This window comes from Chondromyces apiculatus DSM 436, assembly GCF_000601485.1.
GTDB lineage: Bacteria > Myxococcota_A > Polyangia > Polyangiales > Polyangiaceae > Chondromyces > Chondromyces apiculatus.
The window spans coordinates 41,782-54,033 of record NZ_ASRX01000001.1 but is presented as its reverse complement, the minus strand read 5'-3'; the positions used below and the strand labels follow the sequence as shown (position 1 = coordinate 54,033).

Sequence of the window (12,252 nt, the reverse complement as noted above, 5' to 3'; positions counted from 1 at the left end):
GGCTCAGGCCGATGCCTTCGATTTCACGATGTGCTCCACCAGGGTATTCACCGAGGCGAAGATGGGGCGCGCCTCGTCACCTTCCGGAATGCGAACCCCGAAGCGCTCTTCGATGGACATCGCGAGCTGCAGTGCGTCGAGAGAGTCGAGCCCGAGGCCCTCACCGAACAGCGGCGAAGCATCCTCGATGTCTTCCGGCTTCTTCCCTTCCAGGTTCAGCTCCGAGACCATGAGCTCCTTGAGCTGCTGCCGCACTTCCTGGTCACTCATGAGCACTTGCCCCGCGAGGTATCACAGTTTCCCGCCACCTCGCCAGGGGGCAGCACTTTTTCCTTCACTTTGGTAAAGAGTCGGTCATGGCCCTCGTCGACTACGCTGCCTCAGAGGGTGTCGCGCTGCTCACGCTGAGCGATCCACCGGCCAACACTTACACGCACGAGATGATGAAGGAGCTCGATGCGGCCATCCTCAAGGCGCGCTTCGACGCCGATGTGCACGTGCTCGTCATCACGGGGCAGGGGGAGAAATTCTTCTGCGCTGGCGCGAACATCGGCATGCTGCGGGAGGCCGATCCGACCTTCAAATATTACTTCTGCCTGCATGCCAACGAGACGCTCAGCCGGCTCGAGCACACACCCAAGCTCTGCATCGCTGCCCTGAACGGTCACACGGTCGGCGGAGGACTGGAGATCGCGCTGGCCTGTGACCTCCGCATCGGGCGGCGCGGGGCCGGCAAAATCGGGCTTCCGGAGGTGGCGCTGGGGGTCCTTCCGGGAACTGGAGGCACCCAGAGGCTCGCGCGTGCGGTGGGCGGTTCGCGCGCCATCCAGATGATGTGCGAAGGGAAGACGTTCGACTTCGACGCAGCGCAGGGCTACGGCCTCCTCAACGAGGTATGGGACACGCCTTCACACCAGGATTTCATGAAGCGCGTCCTCGAGTACGCTCGCGGGTTCGCGCCGCCTGGTCGCGCCGCGCTCGCAGTGGGACGGATCAAGCGCGCTGTCCAGACCGGTCTGGAAGTGGGCCTGGAGCAGGGGCTGGCCCTCGAGCGCGAGCTGCAGGCCGAACTCTTCGCCTCGGAGGATGCGCGCGAAGGACTTGCTGCGTACGTGGAGAAACGAAAGCCGAGCTTTCAGGGGAAATGATTGAATCTTGTGGTTCGCCACGGGGGCGCGCCGAAGGAAAACCTCGACGATGATTACTGACCAACCGATCCACTCTTTCAAGGAATTCTGGCCCGTGTACGTCCGGGAGCACGCCAAGAAAGAAACACGGCTGATGCACTTCGTCGGGACGACCGCGGCGGTAGGATGCCTCGCAGCCGGATTGCTGCTCAGGAAGCGGAGCCTTCTGGCGCTCGTGCCCCTCGTCGGTTACGGGCCCGCCTGGGTCTCGCATTTCTTCGTGGAAGGGAATCGGCCGGCGTCGTTCAAGTATCCCGGATGGTCGCTCCAGGCCGATTTCGTGATGTGGTCGAAGATCGTGCAGGGAAAGATGGACGAAGAGGTGGACAACATCCTCTCCACGACCACCTACGAAGAGGTAGGCACGGGCGCCTCCCCGGGCTGACGCATCACGCCGCTCGCAAACGCTTGCCGCTGGTCAGTCTCCCATGACGTGTGGGACACCATGACTCACGAACGACGAACGGGGCGAACGGAGCGGCGGATGGAAATGAGGAGAGGGGTGGGTAGGGGAAGACAGAGGGGGAGCGACGTGGTAACTGAACGTTCGTTCAACCATGGCTTGCCGACCTCTCGAACAACAGCGGCAACTGCTCATCCCGGAGTTCGATACCGTCTACAGCGCCAGTGTCGCATTCGTCAGACAGAGCCTCCGGTGGCTGGGCGTCGCAGAGCAAGACCTGGATGACGTCCTCCAGGAGGTCATGCTCGCTGCCTATCGCGCGCTCCCTCGGTTCGATCCGGAGCGCGCTCCCTCGCGAGAACAGCTACGCCCCGAAGGCACTCCAGCAACAGCGGGCAGTGGTCCTCGCACGTCCATCTCGCGGGGGCAGCACGACCCCTTGAAGTGCTGGCTCTTCGGAATTGCTCGGCGCCAGGCCAGCCATTACCGCGAACGTGCCCATCGACGTCGTGAGGTCACTGCAGGCGCGGGCGCCAGCTGGCCCCTCGTACAGCCAGACGCAGGTCCGAACTCGGAGCAGATCGTCGCGCTGGAGCAACGGACCCGGCTCGTCTCGGCCCTCCTGGAGCGGCTGAGCGCAGAGCGGCGGGTCATCCTGGTCATGGCTGATCTGCTGGAGATTCCTCCTTCCGAGATCGCGCTTGAGCTGCAGATCAATGAGGCGACGGTACGCTCTCGGCTTCGCCTCGCCCGTCAGGATTTTCGCATGGCCGTGAAGCGGTTGAACGCGGAGCAGCGCCGTGCCCTCTCTCCCGCGGACCTCCTCACAGCGTCGGAGCGGCGCGTCGGGCTGTCGCCCGATACCCTGCTGCGGGAAGCGCGCGTCATCCCCGATGTACCCGAGGGGCTGCGCGTTGCGCTCTGGAGCGCACTCCGGCGACAGATCGTAGACGGGCAGGCGCTCTTGAAAGCTCAAGAGCGGGAGATGGTAGCTCTCGCGTGAGTGCCCCCCGGGAGCCCGCTCGAAGTTTCAGGGCGGGGGGGTGGGGGGGCACGGCGGACGCGAGGGCCAGGGACCATGGGTGATTGCTGCGCTTGTCGTGAGGTCGCTCGCGAGGTACGAGCCCTGCAAGCATGAGCGATCAGGCATCCCAGAGTTCCGGCGCAGGTGTTCCTGGCGAGATGGGCGACCTGTCAGACGCCGAGCTTCTCGAGCGCACGGCTGACGCAGCAAAGCGTCTCCGGCAAGCTGTGGCAGAAGCCGTGGTGGGGCAAGACGACGTGGTCGACTCGATGCTCACCACGCTGGCTGCGCGGGGTCATGCCCTCCTCGTCGGCGTCCCGGGGCTGGCGAAGACGTTGCTGGTCGCTTCCCTCGCGAAAGCTCTGGATCTGAGCTTCGGGCGCGTTCAGTTCACGCCGGATCTCCTACCCGCCGACATCACGGGGACCGATGTGCTGCACGAGCAGCATGGAACACGGAGCCTCCGATTTCAGCCGGGCCCGATCTTCCACAACCTCGTCCTCGCCGACGAGGTGAACAGGACACCGCCGAAGACCCAGGCGGCGCTGCTCGAAGCGATGCAGGAGCGCAAGGTGACCGTGGGGACGACGACGCACCCGCTCCCTGACCCTTTTCAGGTCTTCGCCACACGAAACCCGATCGAGCAGGAAGGCACATATCCCCTCCCCGAAGCGCAGCTCGATCGCTTTCTGCTCGAGATCCACGTGGGCTACCCGAGTGAGAACGACGAGCGCGAAGTGGCGAGGCGCACGACGTCGGGTAAGTCGCCGGAGATCAAGCCCGTGCTCCACGCCTGGGAGGTAAGGGCCATCGGTCAGTTCGTGCCCCGGATCCCTGTGACAGACGAGGCGGTCGATCTGGCTGTACGCACGGTGCGGGCGACCAGGCCTGGTGCAGAGAAGGTCGCTCCCGAGGTGCGCGATTACGTGCGATACGGGGCAGGTCCACGCGGGAGCCAGGCTCTGGTGCTCGCTGCGAAGGCGCGTGCGGCGCTGCGCGGCGAAGCGGCCGCCGACGTCGACGATGTGCGAGCGCTGATCGTGCCAGCGCTTCGCCACCGGATCGTGCTGTCTTATCGGGCGGAAGCCGATGGGGTGCGTGACGTGGACGTGCTCAGGGCCGTCGAGCGCGCCTCGGCGCAAAGGTAGATCGTTCAGTCTTGTGCCTCGGTCGTGCGCGCCTCGGAGGGCGCGCTGGCTTTCGTCTCCCCTTTCTTGCGCTTGGGCTTTCGGGGAGCCGACGGAGAGGGCTCGCTGACCCGGCCCACCAGCGACATCTCCTTGGGGTCGAAGACGAAGCGAAGGGTCGCTGACCCTCGGCCATCCCAGCTCAGCGCGGCGACCCCGCTCTTCCGCAGCTTGGGCTGGGGTTCGCCATCCGTGCTTTGAGCACTGCCCGACCACGTGGCTTCGCCGACGAGAGAGGTGACCAGCGCAGAAAGCATGGGCTCGTGACCGACGAGGACCAGAGGGTCCGGGTCGCGGTAGCCCGACAGAAGGCGCAGAAGGTCCGCCGGGTCGCGCCCAGGGGAGAGTTCGGATGCCACCGAGACATCGCCAGTGAGCGCTGCTGCCTCGGCGAGGATCTCTGCCGTTTGCACGGCGCGAACCAGTGGACTCGTCCAGATGACGGCAGGGCGGCGACTCTTGCGCTTGGCGAGCCAGCGGGCGACTTGTCTCGTGGTCTTCCGCCCTTTGGCCGTCAGCCAGCGCCCGCTGTCGCCAAGGCCCGGAGCGTCATCCGCAGCTTGCCCATGGCGCACGATCAAGATTTCCATGGAGGCACAACGTAGCCCAGGCAGCGCTCAGAGGGGAGGCCGGAAGGGGCGTGCCGTCAGAACTCGCACTGGCCGGTCACCCCGCTGCAGAACGATCCGGCTGCGACGAAGGGGCAGACTTCACCGAAATAAGAACCGCAGGGGATCCCGCACGCGTGTGCGGTGTGCGTGTAGCAGATCTGCCCTCCAGGGCAGTCTGCATTGGACACGCAACGACAGTTGAAGTCGTCGGGGATGCCGTTGCCGTTCTCGTCCGCGCCGTTGCAGCACTCGGTCACGTAGTAGTCGCTCGCGCTGCAGTCGTCGTCGCCGCAATCCGTGGTCCCGTCACAGTCGTTGTCGATGCCATCCGTGCATGCGGCGACCCCGAACTCCGGCCCAGGTGCAGCGCCGTTGGCGCAGTTGAGGCAAGCCCCCGTGGTGACGCAGTCCGGATCGGCGCAGTCGACGTAGACATCGCCATCGTTGTCAATGCCGTCATCACAGATCTCGGGAGGGTTCGGCGTGATCTGGACGTTGAGCGCGAAGGGCCCTTCGTTCGCGCCGCCGCTCTGGTCGATGGTGTAGCCGTCCAGGAAGACGTAGTAAGTGCCCGGGTAGAGGATGTTGAACAGGAGCCTCGCGGCCCAGTTGCTCCCGGCGCTGTCGTCGTCGCAGCCGATCTCCGCGCCGGAGTTGCACGCGCCGGTGCGCACGTAGAGCGTCGAGTCGAAGCTCGTGCCGATGGAGTCGAGTTCGACACGGGAGGGCGTGGTGAGGATGAAGTAGAACACCGCCTCTCCCGCGTCGCCGCCGCACACACCCTTCGTCTCGCTGATGTGGCCCGTGGTGTCGCCCGTGTACGTCCCGCTCCCCGGAATCAGCTTGGGAGAGAGGCAGTTCGCTTGCTGGAGGACGCAGAACGGGTTGTTGGCGCAGTCCGGGTCCTGGCAGTCGATCAGCGTGTCGTTGTCGTCGTCGAGGCCGTTGTTGCACTGCTCCGGGAGCGGCGCGCAGTTTGGCGCGAAGAAGCAGGCGGTGTCGGCGCAGTCGATCCTGCCATCACAGTTGTTGTCGATGCCGTCGTTGCAGATCTCGGGCACGCAGTTCTGGCAGGAGAGAGACGAGAAGCACTGCGCATCGGCGCAATCCACGAGGCCGTCGCAGTCGTTGTCCACACCGTCCGCGCAGACCTCGGGGACGCCAGGAGGGACGCATGTACAGGGGAAGAAGCCAGCGCAGTCTGGATCGGCGCAGTCGATGCGCAGGTCGCAGTCGTCGTCGGTCTGGTTTCCGCAGTTCTCGGTCTGAGCCTGGCACTGGCACGACGGGTCCGAGAAGCAGTCCGAGTCCGAGCAGTCGAACGCCTGGTCGCAGTCGTCGTCGAAGCCGTTCCCGCACTTGCCCGCTTCGCTTGCGGAGCAACCGCACGTCTGGGTCCCCGCGCAATCGCTGTCGAAGCAATCGACGATGGTGTCGCAGTCATCATCCACGCCGTTGCCGCAGTTCTCGCCCATCGGGGAAGGTGTGCATCCACAGAGGGGCGCGCTGTCGCAGGCAGGGTCGAAGCAGTCCGCCACGCCGTCGCAGTTGTTGTCTGCGGCGTCCGTGCAGATCTCGGCTGCACCAGGGAAGACCGAAGGGTTGAAGTCGTTGCAGTCTCCGCCGCCGCACGTCAGGGGAGCGTGACCATCGCCGTCGTCATCCCGGGGGCGGTACTGGCAGGAGCCTTCAGCGCAGGTGTCCGTCGTGCATGCGTCACGGTCGTCGCAGTCCGTCGGTCCGCCACAAGGGGCGCCGCCGCCCTCCCCGCCTGCGCCCCCGCCTCCGTCCCCGCCTCCGCTCAAGGTGCTCGTCGTGTCCGTTGCAGTGGAACCACCACCGCCTGCGTTCAGGTCGAGCGCGTTCAGCCCGGTGCGACCGCATGCCCCCATGGCGAGGCTGAGGCCCATGATCGCCCCAAGGCCCAGCACCGCGATCCGCATCGAAGAGCCCAGCATGATCCCACCTTGTGCGTTCCGGAGCGTCATCTCACCCGACCCCTCGCCGGCTTCACTCGCGATGGTACGCCGACCCTGGCCAACCCGAGCAGGACCACTACGGGTCATGCTCGTCAGGAGATATTGCCGGGAAAAAAGCACTTCAGGGCAAATTCCGGACCGCCTCTCGCTCTTCCTGTGGAATCAGCGGAGCCCCTCACAGTGCGAGCGACAAGTTGCCCGGCGTTGCAGCACCGTGTAACCACCCGACGGCGTGAGATTGCTGCAGCTCCAGCAGGAACGGCCCCCTGAAGGGCTCCAGCGAGGCCGCTACCCCGCGCCTCCCTGGTCCATCGCCGCGCTGGGAGCTGCCGTGCTGCTCGGGGCACTGCTCTTTCTGGGCTTCCGAGCGCGTCGCGCGTTGAAGCGCTCCGAGGGCCGGGACGAGAGCGGCTCTCCGAAGCGGTCATGATGATGAGCGGAGCCGAAGGGACCCCGTGAGCAAGCTTGGACGCCGCCTTGTGGTGGTGATGTTGCTGGGGATCGCGGTCTACGGGGTGATCATCCTCTCGCGAGGGCTCACCCAGATCAGCGTGAGCCTCCAGACCTATGCGTGGTGGACCTTCGCTGCAGCGTGCGGGCTCGCCTTCACGAACTACCTGCTCCGATTCCTGAAGTGGGAGTACTACCTCGCGCACCTCGACGTGCGCGGGATTCCCAAGGGAGAGAGCTTGCTGACCTTCCTGTCCGGCTTCGTGCTGACAGTGACGCCAGGCAAGGTCGGTGAGGTCTTCAAGTCGGTCATCCTCCAGCAGACGAGGGGTATCCCCATCGCGCGTACGGCGCCGATTGTCGTTGCCGAGCGCGTCACCGATCTCATCGGGGTGATCGTGATCATCACCGTAGGAAGCATCAGCTTCCCTGGCGGCGCGCTCTGGGCGACCCTCGGCGCGATCGTGGTCGGAGTGCTCCTGATGGTCGTCGCGTCCACCAAGGTGTCGGACGGGCTACTCCGCGCCTTGACGCTTTTGCCCGGACCTCTGGGGCGGCTCGCGGCACGCATCGGACCCAAGATCGCCGTGGCGCTGCACGGGCTGCGGGGGCTCACCGCACCTTCGAAACTCATCTGGCCGACCATCCTGTCCATCGGCGCATGGGGGCTAGAGGGGCTCGGACTGTGGGTGATCCTCGGCGGATTCTCGGTTCGGCCCCCGCTGTCGCTGACGGCCTTCTTCTATGCCACGGCGACCCTTGCCGGCGCGCTGGTCCCCCTTCCTGGAGGTCTCGGCGTGACGGACAAGCTGCTCGAGGAGCAGATGGCGCACCTGGGCGGTGTACCGAGCGCAACTGCGACCGCGGCCATGCTGCTCATCCGGTTCGCGACGCTGTGGTTTGCGGTCGCGGTGGGCTTCGTGGCGCTCGGCGCGCTCAGGCTGCGGTATCCCCAGATGAATGCCGATGCCGCCCCCCCGAACGACGGGGGAGCCAAGCCTTGACGAGATCTTCGCTGATGAGGCTTCTTCGTGGAACAAAGGAGCACGCCAGAAAAGACGCTTTCCTCAGGGGTTGATATAGAGTGCCGCCGGAGCGGGATGGCCCCGCTCGATCAGGATGCGCGATCGCCGCGCGCCCGCAGCCACACCAACATCGCTGCAACACCACGGCCCGTTATCCCATGGCAACGATCGAACGAGGCGTCGAGCTAGTGCGGCGCGTGATCACGCACCTGAAGACGCGCCCCCAGAGCCACGGAGTCTCCGGGGCAAACCCGGCGGACCTCGACGCGCTCGAGTCACGGCTGATGGTCGAGTTGCCGCCGACGCTCAGGGCGTTCCTGGAGTTCGACTTCACGTTCGACAGCCTGGGCAAGCGGTTCAAAGGCAGGCATCGCTTCGGGATGACCCCGGCAGCGCCGGCGCCGAAGATGACCTCGGTCCGCAAGCTGGCGGAGGCGATGGTCGAACTCGGGTGGACCGACTCCAAGATCCGTCAGAAGGTCGTCCGACTGCCGAACCTCCCCGGACACCCCTGGAACGCGCTCTACCTGGGCGAGGCGCGGCGCGATGGCGAGCTGTTGATCCTCGGCCTCGACAACGAGGAAACGAGCGTCCGCGTCTTCCCTCGCTACACCGCTTTCGATCTTTACCTGGCGCACCAGGTCGGCCTCGTGAAGCTCACCGAGGGACAGCGCCTCGAAGATCTCGAATCGTACATCGCGATCAACCAAGATCTGCAGACCCGAGACGAAGATGACGAGGGAGACTCCGACTACTGAGCGTCGGCATCATGCGCGTCGATACGCCACGATGAGGGATCGAGGCACGTGACGAGCGAGAGACATGACCTCGGAGAGACGCTGGTCTTCGAGGTGACCACGGAAACGCCTCGAGAGCGCCTCGACAAGCTCCTCGTCCACCTGCTCGCAACCCTCGGACGCACAGCCTCGCGCGCCACGGTCCAGCGCTGGATCGACGAAGGGCGTGTGCTCGTGAATGGCTCGGTCTCACGCGGCTCCGCTGCAGTGCCCGCCGGGGCTCGCGTGGAGGTCCATCCGCCTGCCCCCGCCCGGAGCCCTGCCGCCGCTGACAAGAGCGTGGTCGTCCCGGTCGTCTTCGAAGACGAGCACCTTCTCGTGATCGACAAGCCGGCCGGGATGGTGGTGCATCCGGCGAGAGGCCATGAAGCAGGGACGATGATCAACGGCCTGCTCGCGCGGCCCAGCTCCTCTCTGGCGGCAGCAGATCCACGGGATCCGGTAGGGCACCTGCGCCCCGGCATCGTGCACCGCCTCGACAAGGGGACGAGTGGCGTGCTCGTCGTCGCGAAGGATGCGCCCACGCGCGAGGCGCTGAAGGAACTCTTCGCCAGCCACGCCGTAGACCGAGAGTATCTGGCCATCGTGGTCGGGGAGGCTCGTGACGCGACCTACGACACGCTGCACGGCAGGCACCCGACTGACCGCCTCCGGTTCTCGTCACACGTGCACACCGGGCGTCGCGCCGTCACCCACGCGCGGGTGCTGGAGCGGTTCGGGGCTCTGGCCACGCTGGTCGCGTGTACCCTGGAGACCGGAAGAACCCACCAGATCCGCATCCACCTCGCAGAGCGCGGCGGCACGCCCGTCCTCGCGGACCCGCTCTATGGAAAGCGCCCCCGTCACCCGCAGGTTCGTACGGCGGCAGAAGAGCTGGGGCGCCAGGCCCTTCATGCCAGGATGCTCGGGTTCGTTCACCCTCGCACAGGCGTGACGATGCGCTGGGAAAGCCCGCTGCCGGCAGACATGGAGCGCGCGCTCAACCGGCTGCGGGCGCTCGCTACCACATCTTCGATTTCACGTGGCTCTTCGACTTGATGAGGATGTCCACGATCGCACGGTCGTAGAAGTTCTTCTGGTAGAGATCGGGGAGCACGCGGCTCTTGTAGAGCGCTCGCCCTTCCTCGATCTCCTCCGAGAGAACGTTGAAGAGATCGTCCTGCTGGACTCCCTGAACGATCTTCTCCTCGTTGTAGAGCGAGAGGTCGCTCGCGATGGCACGCGCCAGGCGGCGCGCCGCCTCTTCGGTATCGATCAGGGGCATTCGTCTGCTCCAGAGTGGGTCTCGTCAGCCCGGGAACCGCTCGTTCGGTGCTCGGGAACCCTAGGATGCAGCACTCCGCGGCGGGCTGTCAAAGTTGCTCCTCTTTGCTCGGCCCCGGCGTGGCTGTTCCAGCCACTTCGGCGCCCGGCTTCGAGGGTGAATCCGGCCAAAAACGGTGTACCCCGAGGGCCGCCAGGCCAGAGAGGAGGGGAAAGGTGACGAGCGCATAACGGCCGGCACCGAAGAAGGCGGCGTGCGTGAGGAGGGTGGTGCCCAGGACCGAGAGCGCGCAGAGGGTGAGCACCGGGGCTCCGAGCAAGGCACGTCCGTGGAGCAGGAAGAGCCCCAGCAGCACGACGTAACCAATCCAGGCGTGCACGTGGAAGGCCGCGAGGAGCCCGACGATGAAGAGCACGAGCCGGGCAGCGGAGAGCACGCGGCGTCCCGTCAGCGCTGGCGCTGCGCGCCATGCTCCGACCAGACACAGGATGAGCACGAGCCGCTCGTAGATGGTCTCGACGGCTCCGAGCGCGACCTTCTGGCGGTGATCGAAGGCCGCAGGGTTCGCGTCGTGCAGGTACCAGCCTGCGGCGCCGCAGTAATCGAAGGTGGCGGCGAGCTTGCGCGGGATCAGGGCGAGCCAGGCTGCAGGTCGTGATGCGATCTGCTGGCGTGCTGCGCGGCCAAAGCAGGCGTCCTTGCCAGCCTCGTCGAAGACGTGGCGGCAGCCGTCCGGCACCTCCAGGGGAGCCCACGCGCCGTTTCCTTCATGGTTGGCGCCGATGAGCAGGTTCCAACCGCCGTTCACGCTGACCAGGGCGCAGCTACCCATGCGTACGCAGTTGCGGGCCGTCCAGGGTGCGCAGACGGCCAGCGCCACGGAGGTGACGGCGACCGCGGCGAGCCTTGAGCGCCGACCACGCGCGGCAATCCAGCCGAACACCGGTGCGAGCAGAAGCGACTGGGGTCGCACGAGCGTGGCTGCCCCCAGGATCAGACCCAAGACCACGAGCGACGTCAGTGAACGCGATGTGGTTTTGCGCTCCGCGGCCCGAGCCGTTGCCCAGCCCCCGCAGGCGAGCAGAGCCCCCGTCACAGCCTCCGTCATCAGGGCAGGCGTGTATGCAACGAGCCCCGGATGAAGCGCGACCAGCCCACCCGCGAGCGCGGCGAGCCGGCGGCTGGTCGCGCGTACAGCCAGGCGGTGCACGGCGAGCGCGGCGAGCGCTCCCATGAAGGCGTTGAGCACCATCGCACCGGCGGGGTGAGGCCCGAAGAGCGCATACACCGCCGCGAGCGCTCCTGGATAGCCGACGGGGTAGTGCGCTGCGTAGGTCACCACTCCATCTGGCCAGCTCCAGGTGTAACCGAGCCCCGTGGCCAGGCGGGTCGCCAGGCGGTGATAGTAGGCGCCGTCTGCAGCGGGCGCGAAGCGACCCGCGGCCCATGCGACCACCATGAGCCGCGCCACCAGCGCGAGCGCGAAGATGGCGGCGGCATCACGTCGCCACCTCGTCGCGGAGGCAGGGTTCATACGCCAGGCAGGGGCGAAGACGCGCCGTCATCCATCGCCGGGAGGAGCGGGAACGCGGACAGCAGCCCGGTGCGACGCAGCGCGGCGATCACCTCGCATGCTGGGAGGCCGACCACGTTCGTGTAGGAGCCCTCGATCCGGGCGACAGCAAACGCACCGAGGCCCTGGATCGCGTAGGCGCCCGCCTTGTCCAGCCCCTCACCCGTGGCCGCGTAGCGCACGATCTCGTCATCCTCAAGCCTGCGGAAGAACACCTGGGTCTTCACCGTCTCCGCGTGCACTGCGCGCTCGTCGCTGCCGCTGCCGCCAGCCGTCACCGCGAACCTCGTCCACACCTCGTGGTCGCGACCTGACAGGGCTCGGAGCATGGCTTGCGCCCCGACCAGGTCGCGTGGTTTGCCGAGGACGCGCCCGTCGAGGACCACTTCGGTGTCCGCCACCAGGAGCGCGCCCGCATCGGCGGCTTCCTGCCGCTCCTGAGCGGCCTTGAGCTTCGCCAGGACGATCCGGGCCTGGTAGTCCTCCGCACGTTCTTCTTCGGCCTTGATCTCCGAGACTTCGGCAGCCGCCACCCGGAACGGGAGACCCAGGCTTGCCAGGATGTCGCGCCTGCGCGGAGACGACGATCCGAGGAGAAGAGGGTGCGCGTGGTCAATCATGGCGCGATGTCGCTCCTGCGCTCGCGGGAGCCCGGCGCGTCCGAGCCAGCGCGGCGGCCCCTAGCTACCACGGCCTGGGCGAGGCCGAGCGGTGATCCTCGCAATTGCTCTGTTGACCCTGTGTGGGGCAGT

At 66.5% G+C, this 12,252-nt stretch carries 14 protein-coding genes; 8 read left to right on the top strand and 6 right to left on the bottom strand.

All coding sequences use genetic code 11. The features are described 5' to 3' along the window. Positions 1-3: 3 nt before the first annotated feature. Entirely contained in the window at positions 4-270 is a 267-nt protein-coding gene (locus tag CAP_RS00210) for a phosphopantetheine-binding protein (RefSeq protein WP_044234731.1), read from the bottom strand. A gap of 86 nt (positions 271-356) precedes the next feature. On the opposite strand from CAP_RS00210, the gene CAP_RS00205 reads away from it, so the two are divergent. The 4 genes from CAP_RS00205 (at position 357) to CAP_RS00190 (ending at position 3,762) form a co-directional block, all read left to right on the top strand. Beyond that, the gene (locus tag CAP_RS00205; protein ID WP_044234630.1) at positions 357-1,148 is read left to right on the top strand and encodes an enoyl-CoA hydratase/isomerase family protein; all 792 of its coding nucleotides are present in this window, start codon (positions 357-359) and stop codon (positions 1,146-1,148) included. A gap of 49 nt (positions 1,149-1,197) precedes the next feature. After that, positions 1,198-1,572 carry an Mpo1-like protein gene (locus CAP_RS00200; RefSeq protein WP_044234628.1) on the top strand — a complete coding sequence of 125 codons (375 nt, stop codon included), beginning with the start codon at positions 1,198-1,200 and terminating at the stop codon, positions 1,570-1,572. A gap of 172 nt (positions 1,573-1,744) precedes the next feature. Next, positions 1,745-2,593, top strand: a complete 849-nt coding sequence (locus CAP_RS00195) for an RNA polymerase sigma factor (protein WP_044234627.1) — start codon at positions 1,745-1,747, stop codon at positions 2,591-2,593. Positions 2,594-2,724: 131 nt separating this feature from the next. Further along, a complete protein-coding gene (locus CAP_RS00190) occupies positions 2,725-3,762 on the top strand; it encodes an AAA family ATPase (protein WP_081864403.1) in 1,038 nt (345 codons plus the stop codon). Between the two features lie 5 nt (positions 3,763-3,767). On the opposite strand, the gene sixA is transcribed toward CAP_RS00190, so the two are convergent. Together sixA and CAP_RS00180 are read right to left on the bottom strand one after the other, a co-directional pair. Next, entirely contained in the window at positions 3,768-4,391 is a 624-nt protein-coding gene (gene sixA, locus CAP_RS00185) for a phosphohistidine phosphatase SixA (RefSeq protein WP_081864402.1), read from the bottom strand. Between the two features lie 56 nt (positions 4,392-4,447). Then, entirely contained in the window at positions 4,448-6,370 is a 1,923-nt protein-coding gene (locus CAP_RS00180; RefSeq protein ID WP_197040924.1) for a MopE-related protein, read from the bottom strand. Positions 6,371-6,623: 253 nt separating this feature from the next. Here CAP_RS00180 and CAP_RS53205 point away from each other — a divergent pair, with 253 nt between their 5' ends. The 4 genes from CAP_RS53205 to CAP_RS00165 all read left to right on the top strand — a co-directional run bounded on the left by CAP_RS53205 (position 6,624) and on the right by CAP_RS00165 (position 9,701). Next, the gene (locus tag CAP_RS53205; protein ID WP_231511002.1) at positions 6,624-6,821 is read left to right on the top strand and encodes a hypothetical protein; all 198 of its coding nucleotides are present in this window, start codon (positions 6,624-6,626) and stop codon (positions 6,819-6,821) included. 25 nt (positions 6,822-6,846) lie between these two features. Further along, entirely contained in the window at positions 6,847-7,845 is a 999-nt protein-coding gene (locus CAP_RS00175) for a lysylphosphatidylglycerol synthase transmembrane domain-containing protein (RefSeq protein ID WP_156040350.1), read from the top strand. A 218-nt stretch (positions 7,846-8,063) separates the two neighbouring features. After that, positions 8,064-8,624 (top strand): SMI1/KNR4 family protein, encoded by a 561-nt coding sequence (locus CAP_RS00170; RefSeq protein WP_044234727.1) that lies wholly within the window; start codon positions 8,064-8,066, stop codon positions 8,622-8,624. 48 nt (positions 8,625-8,672) lie between these two features. Further along, positions 8,673-9,701, top strand: coding sequence for an RluA family pseudouridine synthase (locus CAP_RS00165; RefSeq protein ID WP_231511001.1), 1,029 nt, complete (start codon positions 8,673-8,675; stop codon positions 9,699-9,701). Here the strand turns inward: CAP_RS00165 and CAP_RS00160 are convergent. From CAP_RS00160 to CAP_RS00150, 3 genes are all read right to left on the bottom strand, one after another. Continuing rightward, on the bottom strand, positions 9,664-9,927 hold the full coding sequence (locus tag CAP_RS00160; protein WP_044234622.1) for a hypothetical protein: 264 nt from the start codon (positions 9,925-9,927) through the stop codon (positions 9,664-9,666). The genes CAP_RS00165 and CAP_RS00160 overlap by 38 nt on opposite strands. Positions 9,928-10,015: 88 nt before the next feature. Then, complete coding sequence (locus CAP_RS00155; protein WP_063748613.1) at positions 10,016-11,461, bottom strand: ArnT family glycosyltransferase; 1,446 nt, start codon at positions 11,459-11,461, stop codon at positions 10,016-10,018. Then, positions 11,458-12,120, bottom strand: a complete 663-nt coding sequence (locus tag CAP_RS00150; protein ID WP_044234621.1) for a Maf family protein — start codon at positions 12,118-12,120, stop codon at positions 11,458-11,460. Before CAP_RS00150 ends, CAP_RS00155 begins: the two co-directional genes overlap by 4 nt. Positions 12,121-12,252 lie beyond the last annotated feature (132 nt).

Excerpts from the sequence above, each read along its gene's own strand:
- CAP_RS00190 (WP_081864403.1), top strand. The coding sequence starts at position 2,725 with ATGAGCGATCAGGCATCCCAGAGTTCCGGCGCAGGTGTTCCTGGCGAG.
- CAP_RS00150 (WP_044234621.1), bottom strand. The coding sequence starts at position 12,120 with ATGATTGACCACGCGCACCCTCTTCTCCTCGGATCGTCGTCTCCGCGC.
- sixA (WP_081864402.1), bottom strand. The coding sequence starts at position 4,391 with ATGGAAATCTTGATCGTGCGCCATGGGCAAGCTGCGGATGACGCTCCG.
- CAP_RS00160 (WP_044234622.1), bottom strand. The coding sequence starts at position 9,927 with ATGCCCCTGATCGATACCGAAGAGGCGGCGCGCCGCCTGGCGCGTGCC.
- CAP_RS00195 (WP_044234627.1), top strand. The coding sequence starts at position 1,745 with ATGGCTTGCCGACCTCTCGAACAACAGCGGCAACTGCTCATCCCGGAG.
- CAP_RS00205 (WP_044234630.1), top strand. The coding sequence starts at position 357 with ATGGCCCTCGTCGACTACGCTGCCTCAGAGGGTGTCGCGCTGCTCACG.
- CAP_RS00155 (WP_063748613.1), bottom strand. The coding sequence starts at position 11,461 with ATGAACCCTGCCTCCGCGACGAGGTGGCGACGTGATGCCGCCGCCATC.
- CAP_RS00210 (WP_044234731.1), bottom strand. The coding sequence starts at position 270 with ATGAGTGACCAGGAAGTGCGGCAGCAGCTCAAGGAGCTCATGGTCTCG.
- CAP_RS00200 (WP_044234628.1), top strand. The coding sequence starts at position 1,198 with ATGATTACTGACCAACCGATCCACTCTTTCAAGGAATTCTGGCCCGTG.
- CAP_RS00180 (WP_197040924.1), bottom strand. The coding sequence starts at position 6,370 with ATGCTGGGCTCTTCGATGCGGATCGCGGTGCTGGGCCTTGGGGCGATC.